Here is a 21,935-nt window from a genome sequence, read left to right as displayed (position 1 = left end):
TCGGCTCCTACACCGAGCTGTCCTCGTCCAACCCGGCCGTGCTCGCCTTCCTGCGCGAGTACGAGGACGACCTCGTCCTGTGCGTGCACAACTTCTCGCGCTTCGCCCAGCCCACCGAGCTGGACCTGCGCCGGTTCGAGGGCCGCTACCCGGTGGAGTTGTTCGGCGGGGTCCGCTTCCCGGCGATCGGCGAGCTGCCGTACCTGCTCACCCTCGCAGGGCACGGCTTCTACTGGTTCCGGCTCCGCAGCGACGCCGTCTAGAACCCTGTGGCGGGGCGGTTTCCCCTGCCCCGCCCGGGGCACGCATCAGTAACACCCCGACCCCGCCCCCCTGGGGAAAGGAACGTGACGCCATGGCGGAAACGGTCACCCTTTCCGGCAAGACGAGCGCCGGCCTCCTCGCGTCACTGACGCCCCTGCTGCGGGAGTGGCTGCCACGGCAGCGCTGGTTCGCCGGCAAGGGGAGTCCGGTCACCGGGTTCTCGCTGGTGGCGGCCACCGAACTGCTCCCGGCCGAATCCCGGCTCGGTCTGTACCACCTGCTGGTGCGCGCCCACCAGGGAGCGGTGCCCGGCGACTGCTACCAGCTCCTGCTCGGCGTACGCGAGGCGCTGCCGCCCCGGCTGGCGCCCGCGCTGATCGGCCACGTACCGGACGGGCCGCTCGCCGGGCGGACGGTGTACGACGCCCTGTACGACACCCGGCCCACCGAGGTGCTGCTGGAGGCGCTGCGCACCCGGGCCCGGATCGGCGTCCTGCGCTGCGAGCGGGACCCTGCGCAGGAGATACGCACCGGCCTCATACCGCGTCGCCTGACGTCCGAGCAGTCGAACTCGTCGGTCGTCTACGGCGATACGTTCATCCTGAAGCTGTTGCGCCGGGTCGTCCCCGGCACCAATCCCGACCTGGAGCTGCCGCTGGCGCTGGCCCGTGAGGGCTGCCCCCGGGTGCCGGCGCCGACGGCGTGGATGCACGCCGAGCTCGACGGGGAGTCGTACGTCCTGGGCGTGCTCCAGCCGTATGTGCAGGGGGCGACGGACGGCTGGGAGCTGGCGCTGCGGGAGCTGGCCAAGGGGGAGGACTTCGGCGCCGAGGCGCGGGCGCTGGGGCGCGCCACCGCCGAGGTGCACACGGCGCTCGCCGGCGCCCTGCCCACGGCGACCCTGGGACACGCCCAGCTGGGGCCGCTGGTCGACGGCATGATCGAGCGGCTCGACGCGGCCGCGCAGGCGGTGCCCGCGCTGCACCCGTACGCGCCCGCCCTGCGCACCGCCTTCACGGCGCTGGCCGGCCTCGCGGCCGAGGGCCACACCTGGACCGCCCAGCGCGTCCACGGCGACCTGCACCTCGGACAGTGTCTGCGCGCGCCCTCCGGGGAGTGGGCGCTGATCGACTTCGAGGGCGAGCCGGCCCGGCCGCTCGCCGAGCGCAGGATGCCGCAGCCGACGGTGCGGGACGTGGCGGGCATGCTGCGCTCCTTCGACTACGCGGCCCACTCGGCCGACCCGCCGGCACCCGGCTGGGCCGCGGCCTGCCGCGCGGCGTACTGCTCCGGGTACGCCGAGGTGGCCGGCGCCGACCCACGCACCGACCCCGTACTGCTGCGCGCCTACGAGACCGACAAGGCCGTCTACGAGGTCGTCTACGAGGCCCGGCACCGCCCCGACTGGCTCCCCGTCCCGCTCTCCGCGATACGCAGGCTCGCCGCATCCGACCAGCTCTGAGGAGGCTTCGCCCGTGACTCCCAGTCCCCCGTCCGACGGTTCGACCCCGAAGAAGAAGGTTGCCGCCGCGAAAGCGGTGGCGAAGAAGGCGGTGGCGAAGAAGAGCGTGGCCAAGAAGGCGGCGAGCAAGACGACAGCGGCGGCCAAGAAGGTCGCTGCCGAGAAGGTCACCGCCGAGAAGGTCACGGCCAAGAAGGCACCTGCCGAACAGGTCGCTGCCGACAAGGCCGTTGCCAAGAAGGCACCCGCCAAGAAGGCACCCGCCAAGGAGACCGCTGCCAAGCAGGTCGCTGCCAAGAAGACCGCTGCCAAGCAGGTTGCTGCCGAGAAGGTCGCCGCGAAGAAGGCGCTCGCCAAGAAGGCGCCCACGGAGAAGACGGCGGCGGCGAAGAAGACGGCAGCAGAGAAGACAGTGGCGCAGAAGACGGCGGCGGTGGCGAAGAAGACCGTGGCCAAGAAAACGGCCGCCAAGAAGACCGTGGCCAAGAAGGCGCCCGCGAAGAAAGCTCCGGCGAGGAAGCTCACCGCCGCACCCGCCGTCGAGCCCACCGCCGCGCCCGCGATCGAGCCGGTCGTCGAGCCTTCGGCTGTCGCCCTCTCCCCCGCCCTGGACGCCGCCGACCGGGAACGCCTGCTGCACGGCACCCACCACGACCCGCACGCCGTCCTCGGCGCGCACCCGGCGCCCGGCGGGATCGTCTTCCGGGCCTTCCGTCCCTACGCCCTGTCCGTGACGGTCGTCTCCAGTGACCTGCACGCCGAGCTCCACGACGACGGCGACGGCTTCTTCTCCGGCCTGCTGCCTCTCCAGGAGGTCCCGGCCTATCGCCTCCTCGTGGCGTACGAGGGCGCGGTGCAGGAGACCGAGGACGCGTACCGCTTCCTGCCCACGCTGGGCGAGCTGGACCTGCATCTGATCGGCGAGGGCCGGCACGAGCAGCTGTGGACGGTGCTCGGCGCGCACCCGATGACCCACGAGGGCGTGACCGGCACCCGCTTCTCCGTGTGGGCGCCGAACGCGCGTGGGGTGCGGCTGGCCGGCACCTTCAACTTCTGGGACGGCACCGGGTTCCCCCTGCGCTCGCTGGGCTCCTCCGGGGTCTGGGAGCTGTTCGTGCCGGGCATCGGCGAGGGCGAGCTGTACAAGTTCGAGATCACCCGCCCCGACGGCTCGCGCACCCTGCGCGCCGACCCGCTGGCCCGCCGTACGGAGGCCCCGCCGGCCACCTCGTCGATCGTGCACGCCTCGCACTACGAGTGGGGCGACGAGGAGTGGCTGGCCCGCCGGGCCGACCGGCCGGTCCACGAGGCCCCGTTCTCCGTGTACGAGGTCCACCTTCCGTCCTGGCGACCGGGACTGACGTACCGCCAACTCGCCGAGCAGCTCCCGGCGTACGTCAAGGACCTGGGCTTCACGCATGTCGAGCTGATGCCGATCGCCGAGCATCCCTTCGGCGGCTCCTGGGGCTACCAGGTGACCGGCTTCTACGCGCCGACGGCCCGGCTCGGCACACCGGACGACTTCAAGTACCTGGTGGACGCCCTGCACCGGGCCGGGATCGGTGTGTTGATGGACTGGGTGCCGGCGCACTTCCCGCGCGACGACTGGGCGCTGGCGGAGTTCGACGGGCGCCCGCTGTACGAGCACGAGGACCCGCTCCGGGCCGCCCACCCCGACTGGGGAACCCTCGAGTTCGACTTCGGGCGGCGCGAGGTGCGCAACTTCCTGGTGGCCAACGCGGTGTACTGGTGCGAGGAGTTCCACATCGACGGGCTGCGGGTGGACGCCGTCGCCTCGATGCTCTACCTCGACTACTCGCGCGAGCCGGGCCAGTGGACGCCGAACGAGCACGGCGGCCGGGAGAACCTGGACGCGGTGTCCTTCCTCCAGGAGATGAACGCGACGGTGTACCGGAGGAATCCGGGTGTCGTGACGATCGCGGAGGAGTCCACGGCCTGGGACGGTGTCACCCGGGCCACGCACCACCGGGGTCCGAGCGGCTTCGGCGGGCTCGGTTTCGGGCTGAAGTGGAACATGGGCTGGATGCACGACTCGTTGCAGTACATCGCCCACGAGCCGGTGCATCGCAAGTACCACCACCACGAGATGACCTTCTCGATGGTGTACGCGTACAGCGAGAACTACGTCCTGCCGATCTCCCACGACGAGGTCGTCCACGGCAAGCGCTCGTTGGTGTCGAAGATGCCCGGCGACTGGTGGCAGCAGCGCGCCAACCTCCGCGCCTACCTGGCCTTCATGTGGGCGCACCCCGGCAAGCAGCTCCTCTTCATGGGCCAGGAGTTCGCCCAGGGCGCGGAGTGGTCCGAGGCCCACGGTCCCGACTGGTGGCTCCTCGACCCCGCCTACGGCGCCGAGGCCGACCACCGGGGTGTGCGGGATCTGGTCCGCGACCTGAACGCGGTCTACCGTTCGACCCCCGCCCTCTGGGAGCGGGACACCACCCCCGACGGTTTCCAGTGGGTGGTCGGCGACGCGGCCGACGACAACGTCCTCGCCTTCCTCCGCCACGACGCCGACGGCACCCCGCTGCTGGCCGTCTCCCACTTCTCGCCGGTCGTCCGCCACGACTACCGCCTCGGTGTCCCGGATGACATCCCCGCCTGGCACGAGATCCTGAACACCGACGCCGACCGCTACGGCGGCAGCGACGTCTCCCATCCCCACCCGGTCAAGCCGGAGCCCCAGGGCCGGCACGGCCGCCCGGCAAGCATCCGCCTGACGCTGCCGCCCCTGGCGACGGTGTGGCTCCGCCCGGCATAGGGACTGTCCGCGCGTGGGCGGCGGCCGCACCTGGGGTCGCCGGGGCCACACCCCGGTGGTGCGGGTCACCGCCGCAGGCGCCGAACGTGCCTCGATGGCTGCGCTGATCCGCACCAGAGCCGGCCACCGGCGACGGCCTAGACGTACTGCTCGGCGTATTCCGCGGTGGGAGCGATCGGCGTGATGATGTCGATCAGGACGCCGTTGGGGTCGGCAACGATGAAGTGCCGCTGCCCGAAGTCCTCGCTGCGCAGCTCGAGGAGGGGCCGGAGCTTTTCGCGGGTGACGAGCCGGTGCCATTCCGCGTCCACGTCCTCGACTTCGAAGTTGAGCAACAGACCCTGGGCGGAGCTGCGGTAGCCCTCCGGGAGCGTGGGATGGGTGTGGTCGAGGAGAGCGAGTTCGTAACCGGCCTCCCCCGGGTGTCGCAGGCTGATGTACCAGTCCGCCTCGAAGGTCGTGCCGAACCCCAGCAGGCGTGTGTAGAAGTCGCGGGACTCTTTCAGCCGGGCCGTGCAGATCACCGGATACAAGCTGGTCAGCCTCATCACGACTCCCCTTTTTCGCGTACCGTCGGTATGCCGCTAAGCTATTGACGTACCGACGGTATGTCAATGAGTGGGGTGCGATGCGGCAGCAGGGCGTCCGGGCGCAGCAGCGGGAACAGACCAGGCAGGCGCTGCTACGGGAGAGCAGGCGGCTGTTCTCGGAGCGCGGCTATGCCGCAGTGGGGCTGGCGGAGCTCGTACAGGCGGCCGGGGTGACCAAGGGAGCGCTCTACCATCACTTCCCTGGTGGCAAGACGGATCTTTTCCGGGCAGTGCTCGAGGAGGCCCAGCAGGAAGTGGGCCGGCGGGTGGCCGCGGCCGCCGAGGCCCAGGATGATCCATGGATGCAGTTGACGGTCGGCTGCCAGGAGTTCCTCGCCGCGGCCACCGCACCGGAGATACAGCGGATCATGCTGGTGGACGGCCCGGCCGTGCTGGGCTGGAGCGAATGGCGGGCGATGGACGAGGCTGCCTCGGCCCGCCATCTCGCCGAGGCACTGACCTCCCTCGTCGAGGCGGGGATCATCGTGCCGCAGCCCGTCACGCCCCTGGTCCATCTGCTGTCGGGGGCGATGAATGAGGCGGCACTCTGGCTGGCGTCCCCGTCCTCCGGTCCCGAGGACCTGGCAGACGCCGCGGCCGCGCTGAAGCGCATGCTCCAGGCGCTGCGCGCCGACTGAGCCCTCTGCCGAGCCGTCGAAATCGACCAGCTCACCACGCTGGGCTCAAGAGGAGCTGGGTAAGGTCACTCCTCGCACGATCGTCCGATCATGCGTTTTCCGCACGGGGGGACCCTCGCATGTCCGCACCGAAATCCTCACTGAGCCGCAGAGCGGCCCTCACCGCCCTCGCTGGAGCTGCGGCGGGCAGCGCCCTGCCGCTCGCCGCGGCGCCGACCGCGAACGCCGCCGCCCCGGCCGCCCTCCCGACGGTGGCGGCGTCGTCGGCCGAGCCCGTCGCGCAGGCGCCCGGCTTCCGGGTCCCGGTGCTGATCGACCCGACCGACCCCTGGCACTATGCCCCGCACCCGGCCGGCGCGCTGACCACCCGTGCGATCGCCGGCGGCCTGGAGGTCTCGGACGGCACGGGCGTGATCGCGACGCTGACCACGGGGGCGCGGACGGTGACGCTGCGCGGGGCGCGGCGCTGGTTCACCGAGCAGAAGAAGGCGGTCCGGGACGCGTTCGACCGGACCCCGCCCACCGGCGGCTGGGGTACGTCGCCCGGCGGCGGGACATGGTCCCACCACAATGGCGTCGACGCGGACTACTTCGTCGAGAGCGGCCGGGCCGCCATCACGCTTGCCGCCGGCAAGAGCCGCTATTCCCTGCTTCCCGATCATGGCATCGGCGACGTTTACGCCGCCGCCCGGTTCTCCTTCGACAAGCTGCCCGTCGGGGCGCCCGTCTCCCTCGGCCTCGTCTTCGCCGCCCAGAACGTCAACAACCACTACCGGGCGCGGCTGATCGTCACCCCCGCGGGAGACGTCCAGCTCGTCCTCGAGAAGGAACTCGCCGACGCACCGACCACCTTGAGCGCGGCCGTCACGGTCGGCACCGGCTTCAAGGCGTTCGACCACTGGTGGGTCCGGGTCGAGAAGGCCGGCGACGTCCTGCGCGCCCGTGCCTGGCGGCACGTCACGACGGGCGTGGACGACGAGCCCACGGACGTGTGGCACCACAGTGCGCGCGACCCGGAGAAGGCCCCGGACGCCGTCTTCCGCTCGGGCACGGTCGGGGTCCGGGGCCTCGCCTCAACCGGTGCCACGGTGCTCCCGCAGGCGAGGGTCTACGACTTCAGGATCGACACGGCGACCTGGACCGATCCGCCGGTCGTCACCCACGACACGTGGGTACGGGTCCTCCCGGAGCCGTTCGACGGCACGTGGACGGCCGCCGTGGAGCAGCGGATCCGCGCGTGGGCGGGCGACACCTCGCCCGACGCCCTCACGTACTCCTCGATGTACCGGCCCTTCGCGCCGGCCGTCACCGACCCCGCACGCCAGAACGCACAGGTGCTCGGCGAATCCGGGTACAGCGAACTGCTGGCTTCCGGACTGCGCGAGGTGGGCGCCGACTTCCACGAGTACATGGGGCTCACCTGGACCTTCCCCAGCGGCGAGAGCGTCACCGAGACCCCGGACCCGAAGTGGCTGGGGCACCTCGACTGCTCAGGCTTCGTCCGGATGGTCTACGGCTACCACCTGGGCGTTCCCATGGGCATCGCGGAGGACTCGGTGGAGCGCCGGTACCTGCCGCGCAGGTCGGAGTGGCAGGCCGCCTCCAGTCCCGGCATCGTCGTCGCCCAGGCCACCGACGCGCCGCCCCCGCTCGGCACATTGCGGATCGGCGACGTGCTCTTCTGGAACGACCCCGACGACGGTGCCGTCTCCCACACCGGCATCTACATGGGCCTGGACCAGCACGGCAAGCGCCGCTTCGTCTCCAGCCGCAAGACACCCAACGGGCCGACCATGGCCGACGTCGGCGGGAAGTCGATCATCGACGGCACGGCGAGCGACCTGTACACGGACAAGCTGCGGGTGATCCGCCGCTTCTGATCCGCGCGCCTCCTCCGTGTCGTAGCACCGGCGGGTGCATCGCCGTGTCGGGGAGACCGGTTTCCCGCCGTACGACCTCCTCTCGATGCAGCCGCATTCGGTGCCGGACCGGGGTCGGCTGCATCTGTCACAGCTGGGCAGATGTTGGTGGCAGGTGGTGCAGCTGCCGGTCCAGCAGTTCAGCAGGTCCTGGAGGGCGTCGAGGATCTGGTAGAGGTTGAGACAGGTGACGCTTTTCAGACGTCGGTGGCGGCACCCTTCTCCCGGCCCCCGAACATCAGCCGCCGCAAGGCGGACAGCAGCCCCCTCGTATGGCCCTCGCCCTGAGGGGCGACCAGGGCCTGCGGTGAGTCGAGGCGGCGGGCCGTCGGTTCCTGGGCCGCCAGCCCGTACCGCACCGGGAGAATCCGCAACCCCCGCACCACCGGCCCCGACCGCCACGGCAACTGGTCGGCGGGCAGGGTCAGTTCGGCCTGGGCGAAGTGGTCGAAGACGCGGCCGACGGCCGTGGTGACGATCAGGGACCCCAGTTCGCGGGCCGCGGTGGGGCACTGGTGGGGGCCCGCGCCCCAGCCCAGATGGGCCCGGGTGGAGACCGTGGAGCCGACCATGTGGGAGGAGCCGAGGTCCAGCAGGTCGCGGTGGGCCGAGGCCGCGGACGGCGAGACGGCGTCCCCGGCGCGAATCCAGTAGTTGCCGAGCCGGACGTCCCGCGCGGCGAACCGGAAGCACAGGTTGGCGGCCGGCGGATTGGCGAGGGCGGCCCGGTTGACGGTCTCGCCGAGCTGCCCGGCGGAGAGGCTGCGGCGGACGGTGGCGTTGCCGCGCAGCACCTCCAGCAGGGTGTTGAGGACCATGTTGCCGGTGATGTCGTTGAGGTAGACGGCGTTCATGAACAGCTCCCGGCCGAGCTGTTCGTCGGTGAGGTCGGGGTCGGCGAGCAGCAGGTAGGAGGTGAGGTCGTCGCCGGGGCGGGCCCTGCGGTGGGCGGCGAGCCGGGTGAAGGCGGCCAGGGCGCGGGCGGTCGCGGCGGCCGCGTCGGGGCCGCCGTCGAGCATCCGCCACAGGTCCATGACCAGCTCGTCGCCCAGCTCGACCGGGCAGCCGAACAGCTTGGTGGTGACCATCAGCAGCAGCGGCCGGGTGTACTGCGCGCCGAGGTCGGCGAAGCCGGTGCGACCCGACTCCGCGGCGAGCAGGGCGACGAGTTCGTCGGCGTAACGGGCGACGGCCGAGCGCAGCTCCCAGCCCTCGGGGGTCCTGGCGTTCTGGAAGGGGCTCAGCGAGGCGTGGTGGGTGCGGCGGACCGCCCGGTGCTCCTCGTCGTCCATGAACATCATCTGGCGTACCTCGTAGCCCGCCAGCAGCGGCCACTCCGGCGGGAGCAGGCCCTGCGCCCGGGCCCGCCAGTGCCGTACGTCGCGCCGCCAGAGGCACTCGTTGCGCAGGACTTCCAGCACCTCCCGGTACTCCAGCACCAGCCACACCGGTACGCCCATCAGACCGACCGGCGCGACCGGCCCGTGGATGCGCCGCAGCCGTTCGTACACCGCGCCCGGGTCGGCGTCGAACTCCGCGGTGAGCAGCGGCTCCACCGGCAGTGACCCGAGCGCGGGCGCGTCTGACGGTGCGGTGGCGTGGGGGTGGGCTTCCATACCGCAACGCTTACCGCACCGTCCGTGCACGCGCAGTGATCACGGCGTGAACTGTTACGTCTTGGTGATCCTGCGTTACGCGAGTGCTTCTGCCAGCGGTTTCGGCAGCTCCTTGGTATGCACCACACCGAGCCGCTGCGTCGCACGGGTCAGGGCGACGTACAGATCACTGGTGCCGTACCGGGCCGGTTCGACCACGAGCACGGAGTCGAACTCCAGGCCCTTGGACTGGCGGGGATCCAGCAGGACGACGGTCCGCGTGAGGTCCGGCTCGGCGCCCGCCGTCACCCCGTCAAGTCGGGCGGCCAGCGCGCGGTGCAGCTCGCGCGGGGCGATCACCGCGAGCCGTCCCTCGGCGGGGGTGAGCTCCTCGACCGCCTTGGCGACCGCGCCGGGCAGGTCGTCGGTGGCGCGCGCCCAGGGCCGTACGCCGGTGGAGCGCACCGAGCTGGGCGGGACGAAGCCGGGGTGCTCGGCGCGGACGACGGCCGCCGCGACCTCCATGATCTCGGCGGGGGTGCGGTAGTTGACGCCGAGGCGGGTGTGCTCCCAGCGGTCCTCGACGTACGGCTGGAGGATCTTCGACCAGGAGCCGACGCCGGCCGCTTCCGCCGTCTGCGCCGGGTCGCCGACCAGGGTCATCGAGCGGGTCGGGCTGCGCCGCATCAGCAGCCGCCAGGCCATCGGCGACAGCTCCTGCGCCTCGTCGACGATGATGTGGCCGAACGCCCAGGTCCGGTCGGCCGCCGCGCGCTCGGCGGCGCTGCGGTGGTCGTCCTCCTCGTGCCGCTCGGCGAACCGCTCGGCGTCGATGATGTGGTGCGCGGACAGGACCTCGGAGGCATCGGGGTCATCGTCCTCCTTGTCCTCGAACTCGTAGGTCCGGGAGGCGTAGGAGACGTCCAGCACGCCCTGGGCGTAGGCGACCTGCCGCTCCCGCTCGCGCTCGGCGCGCTCCCGCGCCAGCCGGTCGTCCTCACCGAGGAGTTCGGCGGCCTCGTCGAGCAGCGGCACGTCCGCGACCGTCCAGGCCCGCGTCACCGGGCGGCGAATGGCGGCCGCGTCCGCGTCGGAGACGTACCCCTCGGGGTCGGCGAGGAAGTCGGCGACCACGCGCTGCGGGGTGAGCACCGGCCACAACTGGTCGATGGCGGACCAGACGTCGGGGTTCTCGGCCAGCTCGTCGCGGATCTGGGTGATGTCGCTGGGGTCGAGGAGGTTGGACCCGTCGTAGGGGTCGGTGCCGACGCGTTCGGCGTACAGCTCGGTGAGGGTGTTGAGGATGTGGCCCTCGAAGTGCTCGCGGGCCGTGTTGTGCGGCAGCTTCGCGGCCCGGGTGCGTTCGCGGGCGACGCCCACGAGCCCGTCGTCGAGCATCAGCACCTCACGGTCGTGCGCGATGGCGATCACCGGGTCGGGCAGCGCCTGCCGGTCGCGTACGACGGCGGCGAGGACGTCGGCCATGTCGGCGCGGCCCTTCACGGCGGCCGCCTCGGGCGTGTCCGTGGCCGTCGCCCGCACGCCCGGGTACAGCTCGCCGACCGTCGCGAGCAGCACGCCCGTCTCGCCCAGCGAGGGCAGCACCTGACCGATGTAGCCGAGGAAGGCGGGATTGGGACCGACGATCAGGACGGCACGCTTGGCGAGCAGCTCGCGGTGTTCGTAGAGGAGGTAGGCGGCGCGGTGCAGGGCGACCGCGGTCTTGCCGGTGCCCGGCCCGCCCTCGACCACCAGCACCCCGCGGTGGGGCGCCCGGATGATCTCGTCCTGCTCGGCCTGGATGGTCTGCACGATGTCGCTCATGCGGCCGGTGCGCGCGGAGTTGAGCGCGGCGAGCAGGACGTCGTCGCCGGCCGGGTCCTCGTGCCCGGTGCGGGTGGCGTCGCCGAGGTCGAGGAACTCGTCGTGCAGGGCGGTGACCCGGCGGCCCTCGGTGCTGATGTGCCGGCGCCGGCGCAGGCCCATCGGGGTGTGGCCGGTGGCCAGGTAGAAGGGGCGGGCGACGTCGGCGCGCCAGTCGACCAGGACGGGTGTGCGCTCGGCGTCGTCCAGGCGCAGACCGATCCGGCCGATGTGGTGGCTCGTACCGGAGGACAGGTCGATGCGGCCGAAGCAGAGGGAGCCGTCCACGGCGTTCAGCGCGGCGAGCAGTCCCGAGCGTTCGGCGACCAGGATGTCCCGCTCCAGCCGGGCCTGCATGGGCTTGTCGCCCTGGGCGAGCGCGTCGGTGACGGAGGCTTCCGTGTCGCCGCGCAGCGCGTCCACGCGGGCGTACAGGCCGTCGATGAATTCCTGTTCACCACGCATTTCACCATCGGTGAATTCGGCGTGTGACTCGGTGTTTGACAATTCCACTCCCGCCCGGATATACTACGCCTACTGAACTTCTTTCGCGACCGACCCCGTGAAGTCGCGAACCATTGAATATATGCACAGAAAACCCCTGGGCGCAATTACCCAGGGGTTTTTTCTCTGCACGGGGGCGAGCCCGGAGGCGTCAGATCACGTCCGACAGCTCCTCCAGCAGCCGCTGCTTCGGCCGCGCCCCCACCATCGCCTTCACCGGCTCCCCTCCGCGGAACACCATGAACGTCGGCATCGACAGCACCTTGTAGTGGTTGGTCGTCGTCGGGTTGTGGTCCACGTCGAGCTGCACCACCTTCAGCCGCTCCCCTTCCTCCGCGGCGAGCGCGCTCAGCACCGGCGCCATCTGCCGGCACGGCGGGCACCAGTCGGCGGTGAACTCCACCAGCACCGGCAGCTCCGCCCCCAGCACCTCCGCCCCGAAGTCCGCGTCCGTCACCTCGGTCACTCCGGCCGCCTTGATCACCGTTCCTGCCCTCCCAGCTCGCACACGGGTTCCGGACCCCCCGGAACCAGCGCCTCGGCGGCCAGTTCGTCCCGCGCCAGCTCGGCCCGCTCGAGCTGCCCGGCGACCTCGTCCCGCACCGTCCGCAGCTCCCCGATGAGCGCGTCCAGCTCCGCCAGCTTGCGCCGGTACACCGCGAGCGACGCCGGGCACGAGTCGCCCTCCGGGTGCCCGGCCCGCAGGCACTCCACGAAGGGCCGGGTCTCCTCCAGGTCGAACCCGAAGTCCCGCAACGTCCTGATCTGCTGCAGAAGTCGCAGGTCGCGCTCGTCGTACGCACGATGACCCAGCTCGTCACGGCGCGCGGGCAGCAGCCCCCGCGACTCGTAGTACCGCAGCGCCCGCGTGGTGGTCCCGGCCCGGGCGGCCAGCTCGCCGATTCGCATACCTGAGACCGTACGGCTTGACGCCGACGTCAAGGCAACAGCGGTTTGCGCTCCACCGGCGAGGTGAGCACGATCGACGTCGTCGTGCGGCCGAGGACCGAGATCTCCTCGAGGAGCTCCTCCAGGTGGACGGTGTCCTGGACGGCGACCTTGAGGATCCAGCAGTCCTCGCCGACCACGTGGTGCACCTCGGTGATCTCGGGACGCCCGATCAGCTCCAGGGTGCGGGGGTGCTTGAGGTTGTAGCCGCCGTGCGGATTGACGCGGATGAACGCCTGGATGCCGTAACCGAGGCGGGCCGGGACGACATGGGCGCCGTAGCCGCTGATCACGCCGGCGGCCTCCAGCCGCCGCACCCGCTCGGTGACCGCCGCCGGGCTGAGGCGCACCCGGCGGCCCAGCTCGCTGAGCTTGATCCGGCCGTCGGTCTGGAGCAGCTCCAGGATCTGCCGGTCCAGCGCGTCGAAGCCCACCGGCGTTTCGTTGGCGGCGGGGCGCAGATGCCGTGGTTCTTTCGGTGCGGTGGCCTGAACTCCCATGGTTCCCCCTTCAGGACGGGTGTGGACGCCGGGAGAATTATGGTCATGGAAAAGACCGAAGAGGTAATCGCAGGCGAGACAAAGGCGGGAGAGGCAAGGGCGGGAGAGGCGAAGGCAGGAGAGGCGAAGGCCCGAGAGGTATTGGTCATCGGCGGGAACCGCTATTTCGGCAAGCGCCTCATCGCGCGGCTGCTCGCCGCCGGGGACCGGGTGACGGTCCTGAATCGCGGATCGTCGCCGCCGCCCAAGGGCGCAATTCCTCTCGTCGCCGACCGGAATGACGAGAAGTCGCTGAACACGGCGCTGGGTTCGCGCACCTTCGACGTCGTCGTCGACCAGGTCTGTTACACGCCGCGGCAGGCGGCGACCGCCCGCCGGGTCTTCGCCGGCCGCACCCGCCGCTATGTGATGACCTCGACGGTCGAGGTGTACGAGTACGAGGACTCGATCGCGCTCGTACGGGAGCAGGACGTGGATCCTCTCGGCGTGGCTGTCGATCTCGACCTCCCCTGGGACGACCCCGGGTTCCTCGACACGCACTACGGCGAGGGCAAGCGGCAGGCCGAGGCGGTGTTCGCGGCCGAGCCGGAGTTCCCCTGGACGGCCGTCCGGGTCGCCCATGTCCTGGGCGGGGCCGACGACTTCACCGGCCGCCTCGACCACTACGCCGACCGCATCCGCACCGGCGAGCCGATCGCCGTCCCGGTGGCGAACCAGCCCGCCACCTACATCCATGTCGAGGAGATCGCCGGCTTCCTCGCCTGGGCGGCGGGCCGGGACTTCACCGGGCCGGTCAACGCCGCCTCCCACGGGCTGCTGACGACCGAGGTGTTGTGCGCGCAGGTGGCGAAGCACGTCCCGGACGGCCGGACGGTCTTCCAGGCCGTCGAGGTCGGCGAGGTCTCCCCCTTCTCCTTCGCCCGCTCCTACGGCATGGACACCTCCCGGGCCCGCCGGCTCGGGTTCCGCTTCGGCGACGTACGGCAGTGGTTGCCGCAGGCCGTCGCCGAGACCCTGGGAAAGGACGGCTGACGTGCGCCATCGCACCCTCGGCGACCTGCGGGTGAGCGCGATCGGGCTCGGCGCGATGCCGTTGTCCATCGAGGGGCGCCCCGACGAGGCCCGCGCCCTGGCCACCGTCCACGCGGCGCTGGACGCGGGCGTGACCCTGCTGGACACGGCCGACTCCTACCATCTGCCGGGCGCGGAACCCGGCCACAACGAACGGCTCGTGGCCCGCGCCCTGGCCACCTACGGCGGCCGCACGGACGGCGTGCTCGTGGCGACCAAGGGCGGCCGGGGCAGACCGGCCGGCGCGGACTGGACGGTGAACGGCGACCCCCGCCACCTCAAGGCCGCCGCGGAGGCCTCCCTCAAGCGGCTCGGCGTCGAGGCGATCGGCCTCTACCAGCTCCACAAGCCGGACCCGGCGGTGCCCTTCGAGGAGTCGGTGGGCGCCCTGCGGGACCTCCTCGACGAGGGCAAGATCCGGCTGGCCGGCCTCTCCAACACGGACACGGAGCAGATACGGCGGGCCCGCGCGATCCTCGGCGACCGGCTGGTCTCGGTCCAGAACCGCTACTCCCCCGCCGTCCGCGACAGCGAGCGCGAGCTGCGGCTCTGCGCCGAGCTGGGGCTGGCGTTCCTCCCCTGGAGCCCGCTGGGCGGCATCTCCCGCAGCTCCCTGGACGGACCGTCCCGCCTGGAGGGCGAGCGGCGTTTCGGCGCCTTCCACGCGATCGCCCGGGAGAGAGGGGTGAGCCCCCAGCAGGTCTGCCTGGCCTGGCTCCTGTCGCGCTCCCCGGCGGTGATCCCGATTCCCGGCGCGAGTCGGCCGGAGACGGTCCGGGACTCCGCCGGGGCGGCGGAACTGGTGCTGGGGGAAGAGGAGTCGGTGCGGTTGGAGCGGTCGGTCAGGAGCAGCGCCGCTGTGCGTTGACGGCGGCCCGGGTCAGCACCTTTCCGGTGTGGGTCATGTACTCCCCCTCTCCGAGCCGGGCGCCCTCGAGCCGGGAGAGGTCGATCCAGCCGTCCCTGCCGTCCGTCTCCCTGCCGCCCACCGACTCGGACACGCCCACGTAGAAACCGTCCGGGAGCTTCCCGCTCAGCCGTCGTTCCTCCTGCGTGAATCCGGCGCCGTTCCCGACCTCGAAGAGGCCGCCCCTGACGTCCGGCGAGCGGGGTCCCCGCGCGCTCCAGAGCTTCTTGAAGCCGTCGTCGAGGAGGACCTGGACCTCGGCCCCGGAGACCTCGGCCCCGGGGCAGAGGGGGTAGGCGATCAGCACGCCGCCCTCCGGACCTCGGGCGTACCCGAAGTCCGGGGGGTTCGGCGCCTGGCGGGTGCAGCCCGCGGTGACGACGAGCGCGGCGAGCGCCGACGCGAGTGCGGCACGGTTCCCGGTCATGGGCAGAAGTCGTACCCGCCGTCGTCGAGGTCCGCCTCCACCTCGAACTTGTTCGTGCACGCGTAGGTGCCTTCCTGGAAGTAGTCCCAGGCCATCCGGAAGCCCAGCCCGTCCCACTGTTTCATGTGCACACGCTCGTGCTTGAGACGGTCCGGCTCGGTGAACTCCGGGTCGTAGCCGGTCACGTAGGTGTTGCCGACCGTCGTTCCGCCCCTCCCGAAGAGCCAGGAGGAGGAGGTCTGGCACACGTTGAGCCCCTGGTCCTTGAAGCAGTTCAGGTCCTTGCCGAGGACGGAGGCGGCCACGAAGTACCCGGTACCGGCCACATCGGCCTGCGTCTTCTGTCCGAGCAGCTCTTCGCTGAGCTTCTCGAACATGCCGCACCCGTGTCCTCCTTCGCAGTCGAAGGGCCCGCCGTCGAAGTCCTTGCCGCTGCCGCCCCGGTTCAGGTACTTCATCTGCAGGGTGAAGAGCTTCGCCTGGCAGGCCTTGTCGCAGTCGTCGGGCATGGTCCACTCGGGAATGGCGAGGGTCGCCGCCGAGTTCGGCAACTGGTAGCCCTGGATCATCGCGTCGAGGGCCGCATTCTCCGCGATGTGCTTGGCGTTGAGCCACTGCTGGTAGTAGATCTGCGCCACGCACGCCGAGTTGCAGTAGTTGCCGTTGGCGTCCTTGTGGGTCTTGCCCGGCTGGCCGAGGGTGATGCCGTTGCCGTCGTGGGTGGCGGGTTCCGGCATGGGGTCGCCGTCGTCGGGGCAGGCAGGCTCGTCCCCGCCGCACAGCAGCGCGAGGCCGGACGGGTCGGAGGTCGTCACCGGGTTCTGGGCCGCGTAGCTGTACCCGTTGAGCGTCTGCGGGATCTCCACCTGCAGCACCGGGTCGACGCTCAGGAACTGCCCCGTGCTCGGGTCGTACTCCCGTGCCCCGACATGGGTGAGGCCGGTCCCGGTGTCGGCGGACTTGCCGAGGAAGCCCTTGTCGTCCGGCCAGACGCCGGTCGTCGCACCCCGGCCCGCCCCGAAGGGGGTGCTGTAGCGCTTGGTCAGGGCCTGGGTGGCGTCCGCGGTGACGGCGATCGAGCTGGTGCCGTGGTGGTCGGCGGCCAGGAAGCTGAGCTTCTCGGTGCCGGACTGGTTGGTGCGCAGGGCGATCGTGGCGCCGGCGGCGGTGTAGTAGCGGTTGGCCCACTTCTGGCCCGCCTTGAGGTGGACCTCGGTGGCGCCGAGGAAGAGGACGGTCTCGCCGCCGCTCGCGCTGTCGCGGCGGATGAGGAGTTCACCGTCGGCGTCGTAGAGGTAGCCGGTGGCGGTCGTGCCCTCGGTGAGCTTGGCGAGCTTGCCCTCGGTGTTCCACTCCAGGCTCTGCGCGGTGGTGGAGCCGGCCTTCTCGACGCGCTTCTCGGTGTTGCCGGTGTCGTCGTAGGTGTACTGCGCGGCGACCCCGGTGCAGGTGCTGCCGGTGGTGGTCGCGGTCAGCGCGTGCGGACGGGTGGTGTCGTTGTAGCAGGAGGTGGTGGTGACCGGGCTCGCGGTGTTCTGCTTCTCGGTCCTGCGCTGCCCGGAGGCGGTGTAGGTGTACGACGTCCAGTAGGGAGCGGGGCCGCCCAGGTTGGCCACCGTCCGCCCGGAGGCCGCGCAGTCGGCGGTCTTCGGCGTCCAGGCCTCGGTCAGCCGGCGCTGGGCGTCGTACGCGAAGCACTGGTTGTCGGTGCCGGTGCCGATGTCACCGCTGTCGGAGATCGAGGTGACGTTGCCGGCCTGGTCGTAGCCGTAGGTCAGGTCCTGGACCGGGCCGCGGGTCTGGTCGTCCACGGCCGCGTTCAGCAGCCGGCCGGTGCCCTTCTCGTAGGTGTTGGTCAGGAAGACGCGCTTGGTGCCGGCCGCGGTGCCCAGTTGCAGCTGTCCGACCTGGCCCAGCGCGCTGTAGTCGGCGGCGAGGAGGTAGCCGGTGGCGCCGGAGAGTTCGTTCGCCAGGCCGGTGCTGTTGTAGCGGGTCTCCACCGTTTCGGCCGCGAGGCCGCCGGCGGCCGGTTGCTTGCTGGTGCCGACCGTGCCGTCGAGCCGGTACGTCGTCTCGAAGGTGCTGGTGGCCGCGATCGCGCCGGAGGTCACCAGCGGGTCGTCGGAGGGCAGCGTCAGCGTGGTGGCGGTGGCTCGGCCGAGGGTGTCGTAGGCGGTGACCTGCCGGGTGTAGGCCTTGCCGCCCTCGTAGCGGGTGGAGCCGGTGGGCAGGCCCTTCAGGACGCTGTCGAAGGTCCAGGCGGCGAGCTTGTTGGCTTCGGTGCGCTCTGTCTTCCACAGGGAGGTGGTGCGCCCGAGCTCGTCGTAGCCGTGGAGCAGGAGCCGGTTCTCGGCGTCCTTGGTGGTGTCGATCTGGTCGAGGTCGGTGTAGGTGGTGACGGTGGTGCCCTTGTCGGGGTCGACGGACTTCACCCGGCGCCCGAACAGGTCGTAGGTGTAGGACCACTTGGCGTCGTCCGGGCCGGTGAGCGTCTCCTCCTTGCCGTCGGCGGTGTAGGTCTGCCGGACCCGCGTGTAGGAGGTGCCGGTGGCGGCGCCGTACTCGGTGTCGTTCGGCTGGGGGCCGGCGTAGGTGCGGGTCTCCGTGGTGCGGCCGAAGACGTCGGTGATCGTGCGGGTGGCGTTGGCGCCGTCCACCGCGCTGGTGGCCGTCGAGTCACCGGTGTGGACCGTGGTGGTGCTCCACTTCTTCACCCCGTCGACGAGGAAGGTCGACTTCACGGGCCGGCCGGCGCCGTCGAACTCCGTCTGGGTCTGGCTGCCGCCGCCGTACGGTGTCTGGGCGTAGGTGCCGGTGGGGGCGGTGGTGTTGTCGTAGACGTCCGCGTAGGTCTCGTAGGCGAGGCCGCGGCTGTCGTAGCGGGTGTCGGTCAGGATGCGGCCGCCCTGCGGCGACGGCTTCTGGGTCTGGACGGGGCGCAGCTGCGAGTCGTGCAGCGAGTAGACGGTGCTGTAGGTGGTGCCGTCGGCCTTGAGCGTGGACACGGACGTCCAGGGGGCCTTGTCGCGTTCCAGGCCGTAGCCGTACTTGACGTTCGGGGTGTCGTTGCCCGACTTGGAGCGGTTGGGCAGCCAGGTCGCGGTGATCCGGCCGAGGGAGTCGTAGGTGTGCTCGGTGCGCCGGGTGTTCTGGTCGAGGACGTAGCTCTCGGTGCCGCGCGCCGGGTCGTGGACGGTGGTGGTCTGGTGTGCCTGGCCGTTGGCGGCCAGCTTCGGCTTGGTGACGACCTTGGTGGTCAGCGGGCCCGCTGCGGCCGGGTAGTAGGCGGTCGTCGTGGTGCGGCCCTTGGCGTCCGTCACGGTGAGCGGCCGGCCCAGCTTGGCGGCGGCCGTGTCGTAGGTGGTCGTGGTGACGGTCTGCCAGCCGGTGGCGGGCAGCGGGTTGCGCTCGGCGGTGCCGGAGGCGGCCGGGTAGGCCTTGGCGCGGCCGGTCCAGGTGGGCAGGCCGAGGGTCGGCTCCTGGTCCGGGGACCAGCCGGTGGCGGCCGGGTTGTCGTACACGGTCGCCGTGTCGGAGAGGACGTCGCCGCGGGTGGCCGAGGTGGCGGGGAGGGAGAGCGAGGCGTCCGTCGTGGCGCAGGTCCTGGCAACCGTGCGGGTGCGTGAGACCAGCGCCGTCAGGCCCTTGGCGTCGTTGCGGGCGTACCAGGTGCGGGTGCAGGTCTCGTCACCGGTGACGGACCAGTCGCCGTGGTTCTCGACCGTCGTCACCATCCCGTACGTCGGGTCATAGGTGAACGATGTCGCCGCGAGGCGCCACTTCCGGGCGGCCGTGAGGTAGGTGTGGCTGTAGGTGCGGGCCGTCTTGACGAAGTACGCCTTGGTGTGGGCGTACGACTTCTGCTGGCTCGCGGTCTCCTCGGCCCACAGGTTGTGGACGGTGGCCGAGATCGCCGTCGAGCCGTCGTAGACGATCTCCTGGCGCAGCTGGCCGGCGTAGTGGTCGTGGTCGGTGAGGTCGGCGACGTCGAGGTTGTCGGTGGTGACGGCGGTGGTGTTGTCGAGGTCGAGGCCGGTGACCGTGGCCGACCGGGTCGTGCCGTCCCTGCGTTTGTCGCCGTTCATGCCCTGCAGGAACAGCTTGACCGTCTTCGAGCGGGTCGCGCCCGCCTCACCGGTGTAGGCGGTGACCTTCTGGTAGCCGCGCCAGATCGACCAGGTGCGTTCCTTCTCCTTGGTGAAGGGGTCGTCGTTGTAGTGCCAGCCGGGGTTCGCGTACTCGTACGTCGTCTGGGTGCCGGGGTTGCCGGCGCCCGGGTCGTTGGTCGAGATCGCGGTGACGCGGTACTTGTGGAACCAGTCCAGTCGGGTGTCGCCGCCGTTGATGTTCCAGTACACCGGGTAGCAGGACAGGCCGTTGTCGTCCTCGGCCGCGGGCATCCTGCTGCCGCGCACGCACTCCGGGTCGGAGAAGGTGACCGAGGTGATCGCGCCCGTCTCGGAGACGATGGAGGCGATGCGCGGGCGGGTCAGGGCGAGGATGTTGTCGCTGGTGGAGTCGACCCGGTTGGGGCGCTGCTGGTAGGTGAAGTCGACGGGCGGCAGGGCGATGTCGGTGCCGTTCCTGCCGGTGCGCTTCAGCGACTTCAGGACCAGGACCTGGTCGGAGCTGTTGCCGATGTCCTGGCCGTCGAAGAACTCCTGCTCCAGGGCGTAGGAGTCGACCGGCAGGAAGGCGTCCGGCTCGGCAGCGCGGGACCAGAAGGAGGTGGTGATGCCGGTGAGCCGCTTACGGGTGAAGAAGCCGGGGCCGGTGGCCTTGCAGTCGTCCTCGCTCGCCGAGCAGATCCCGTCGAAGGGGACGTCGGGCCAGTTGTCGGCGGTGTCCTCGGTCAGCGAGGAGCAGTCGGAGGCCGTGCAGCGCTCCTTGTAGGTGTAGGTGACCTTGTCCGAGGCGGGCGCGGTGAACAGGGTGTCGGCGCGCTGGCCGTAGCGGATCTCGGTGAGGTGGCCGCCGCGTGTGTAGGAGGCCAGGGCCGTCTTGTCGCCGTTCTTGGCGTAGTGGTTGGTCTCCGCCGTGTACCAGTAGGTGGCGGCGTTGCCGTGGACGTCCTGGATCAGGTCGAGGTTCCAGCGCCAGGCCTGCGTCTCCGCGCGGTTCTTGAACTCGCTGCCCTTGTCGTGGCCGGGTTCACCGCTGTCGTCACCGAACACCGGGACCGTCCACACGGAGTTCGTGCGCTCGCTGCCCGCGCCCGGCAGCTTGTGCAGGCCGAAGGTGTACGTCGTGCCCTCGCCGGTGACCAGCGTCCAGTACTCGCCGTCGCCGTCGCCGTTGTCCGCGTCGGTGTGGCGGACGACCTTGGAGGCGTCGTCGCCCTTCAGGTGCCATTCGCCGGTGGTGTCGTCCTTGACCAGCTCGTTGGCCTTGCCGTTGAGCACCAGGGACGCGTTGTCGTACTTCCAGCACAGGTCGTGCTTGTCGGTCTGGCCGTCGTCCTCGCAGGAGCCGTAGGAGCGGGTGACGTAGGACGAGGTCAGGTCGAAGCCCTCGCCCACCAGGGAGGACTGGTTGTTGGTGTTGGCCGTCCGCCCGTCGACGCTCCCGGAGTCGTACGACAGCAAGACGACGGGCGAGGGGCCCGCGGCCGGCGGGGGCACGGTGATCGGGTACGACCAGGAGAACGAGCCCGAGGAGGCGCCGGCCGTCCAGCTCGAGGAGGCCGACAGCGGGGTCGCCGCGAAGTCGCCGCTGCCGGCCGTGGACGCGGTCGCCGCGGTGGCCGTCACGGCCATGACCGTGGGGGCGGTGCCGGCGAGCCTGGTCTGCGCCGTGAGCCGCTCTCCGGTGACGTCGTTGGCCGAGGCGACGGGGGTCGCCGTACGGCAGGCCGCCTTCTGCGGGGTCGTCAGAGCGCAGGCGGGGAGGGTGACCAGGCCGAGGCGGGCGGACCAGTCGCCGCCGACCGCGGAGGCGAACGAGCCGTAGTCGACGGTGACTTCGGCGGCCCCCGGGGTGTCGGCCGTGGCCGTGAACACCACGCCGGTGACGCCGGCCGCGCGGGCCGCGTCCTGGCCGACGACCCGTACGGTGGCCGTGCCGGAGGCCTTGGCGCCCTTGGCCGTCGGTGCCGTACCGATGGTGACCAGCCGGCCGTCCGCGGGGGCGGTGCCCACCCGGCTGGTCTCGGTCCCGGGCTTCGGCCAGTCCGTACGGCGTTCGGCGCGGGCCGTGTCGACGAGCTTCTGGTTGGCCTTCTTCTCCTGGGCCACCTTGGCCCGGGCCGCCTTGGCCTGGGGGGTGGTGATCTGGCGGACCTTGGAGGGTTTGACGCGGGGCACGGCGGGGCGGCCGGGTTGTCCGGCCGCCTCGGCCGCCGAGGCCAGGGGGGTGAGGGAGGCCGGTACGGAGAGCACCGCCGCCAGCAGGACGGTCAGCGCACCCCGCCGGACACGGGGGCGGGCTGGGAACAGGCGAGAGGACACAGGAAGGCTCTCCTGGGAT

Annotated in this window: 15 protein-coding genes and 1 pseudogene; 8 read left to right on the top strand and 8 right to left on the bottom strand. The window is 71.2% G+C overall.

The window, feature by feature from the left end:
• The 4 genes and pseudogenes from IE263_RS38455 to IE263_RS50375 all read left to right on the top strand — a co-directional run.
• The coding region (locus IE263_RS38455) for an alpha-glucosidase C-terminal domain-containing protein (RefSeq protein WP_189942723.1) at positions 1-263 on the top strand (263 nt) is incomplete at its 5' end.
• A 92-nt stretch (positions 264-355) separates the two neighbouring features.
• The gene (locus IE263_RS38450; protein ID WP_189942722.1) at positions 356-1,726 is read left to right on the top strand and encodes a maltokinase N-terminal cap-like domain-containing protein; all 1,371 of its coding nucleotides are present in this window, start codon (positions 356-358) and stop codon (positions 1,724-1,726) included.
• 13 nt (positions 1,727-1,739) lie between these two features.
• Positions 1,740-4,508, top strand: a complete 2,769-nt coding sequence (glgB, locus tag IE263_RS38445; protein ID WP_189942721.1) for a 1,4-alpha-glucan branching enzyme — start codon at positions 1,740-1,742, stop codon at positions 4,506-4,508.
• 22 nt (positions 4,509-4,530) lie between these two features.
• Positions 4,531-4,644: pseudogene (locus tag IE263_RS50375) on the top strand (IS630 family transposase); the annotation flags it as partial.
• Between the two features lies 1 nt (position 4,645).
• Here the strand turns inward: IE263_RS50375 and IE263_RS38440 are convergent.
• Positions 4,646-5,056: a VOC family protein gene (locus tag IE263_RS38440; RefSeq protein WP_189942720.1), complete on the bottom strand. Its 411-nt coding sequence runs from the start codon at positions 5,054-5,056 to the stop codon at positions 4,646-4,648.
• A gap of 80 nt (positions 5,057-5,136) precedes the next feature.
• Between IE263_RS38440 and IE263_RS38435 the strand changes: the two genes are divergently transcribed.
• Both IE263_RS38435 and IE263_RS38430 read left to right on the top strand, forming a co-directional pair.
• Positions 5,137-5,736, top strand: coding sequence for a TetR/AcrR family transcriptional regulator (locus tag IE263_RS38435; protein ID WP_189942719.1), 600 nt, complete (start codon positions 5,137-5,139; stop codon positions 5,734-5,736).
• A gap of 119 nt (positions 5,737-5,855) precedes the next feature.
• On the top strand, positions 5,856-7,616 hold the full coding sequence (locus IE263_RS38430) for an NlpC/P60 family protein (RefSeq protein ID WP_189942718.1): 1,761 nt from the start codon (positions 5,856-5,858) through the stop codon (positions 7,614-7,616).
• Positions 7,617-7,852: 236 nt separating this feature from the next.
• Here the strand turns inward: IE263_RS38430 and IE263_RS38425 are convergent, their stop codons facing one another.
• The 5 genes from IE263_RS38425 to IE263_RS38405 all read right to left on the bottom strand — a co-directional run bounded on the left by IE263_RS38425 (position 7,853) and on the right by IE263_RS38405 (position 13,065).
• The gene (locus IE263_RS38425; protein ID WP_189942717.1) at positions 7,853-9,271 is read right to left on the bottom strand and encodes a cytochrome P450 family protein; all 1,419 of its coding nucleotides are present in this window, start codon (positions 9,269-9,271) and stop codon (positions 7,853-7,855) included.
• 75 nt (positions 9,272-9,346) lie between these two features.
• On the bottom strand, positions 9,347-11,578 hold the full coding sequence (locus IE263_RS38420; RefSeq protein WP_189942716.1) for a HelD family protein: 2,232 nt from the start codon (positions 11,576-11,578) through the stop codon (positions 9,347-9,349).
• A 190-nt stretch (positions 11,579-11,768) separates the two neighbouring features.
• Complete coding sequence (locus IE263_RS38415) at positions 11,769-12,101, bottom strand: thioredoxin family protein (RefSeq protein WP_308430796.1); 333 nt, start codon at positions 12,099-12,101, stop codon at positions 11,769-11,771.
• On the bottom strand, positions 12,098-12,526 hold the full coding sequence (locus tag IE263_RS38410; protein ID WP_189942714.1) for a MerR family transcriptional regulator: 429 nt from the start codon (positions 12,524-12,526) through the stop codon (positions 12,098-12,100). The genes IE263_RS38415 and IE263_RS38410 overlap by 4 nt, the downstream gene beginning before the upstream one ends.
• A gap of 29 nt (positions 12,527-12,555) precedes the next feature.
• Complete coding sequence (locus IE263_RS38405) at positions 12,556-13,065, bottom strand: Lrp/AsnC family transcriptional regulator (RefSeq protein WP_229911394.1); 510 nt, start codon at positions 13,063-13,065, stop codon at positions 12,556-12,558.
• A 45-nt stretch (positions 13,066-13,110) separates the two neighbouring features.
• Here IE263_RS38405 and IE263_RS38400 point away from each other — a divergent pair, with 45 nt between their 5' ends.
• Both IE263_RS38400 and IE263_RS38395 read left to right on the top strand, forming a co-directional pair.
• Positions 13,111-14,097 carry an NAD-dependent epimerase/dehydratase family protein gene (locus IE263_RS38400; protein ID WP_229911393.1) on the top strand — a complete coding sequence of 329 codons (987 nt, stop codon included), beginning with the start codon at positions 13,111-13,113 and terminating at the stop codon, positions 14,095-14,097.
• A 1-nt stretch (position 14,098) separates the two neighbouring features.
• Positions 14,099-15,004, top strand: coding sequence for an aldo/keto reductase (locus tag IE263_RS38395; RefSeq protein WP_189942713.1), 906 nt, complete (start codon positions 14,099-14,101; stop codon positions 15,002-15,004).
• Here IE263_RS38395 and IE263_RS38390 read toward each other — a convergent pair.
• Positions 14,979-15,470, bottom strand: a complete 492-nt coding sequence (locus IE263_RS38390) for a hypothetical protein (protein ID WP_189942712.1) — start codon at positions 15,468-15,470, stop codon at positions 14,979-14,981. The genes IE263_RS38395 and IE263_RS38390 overlap by 26 nt on opposite strands.
• Positions 15,467-21,916 carry an RHS repeat-associated core domain-containing protein gene (locus IE263_RS38385; protein ID WP_229911392.1) on the bottom strand — a complete coding sequence of 2,150 codons (6,450 nt, stop codon included), beginning with the start codon at positions 21,914-21,916 and terminating at the stop codon, positions 15,467-15,469. The genes IE263_RS38390 and IE263_RS38385 overlap by 4 nt, the downstream gene beginning before the upstream one ends.
• Between the last annotated feature and the right edge of the window lie 19 nt (positions 21,917-21,935).

The organism is Streptomyces aurantiogriseus (genome assembly GCF_014649375.1).
GTDB lineage: Bacteria > Actinomycetota > Actinomycetes > Streptomycetales > Streptomycetaceae > Streptomyces > Streptomyces aurantiogriseus.
The sequence above is the reverse complement of the archived record's forward strand: the minus strand, read 5'-3'. Positions and strand labels throughout refer to the sequence as shown.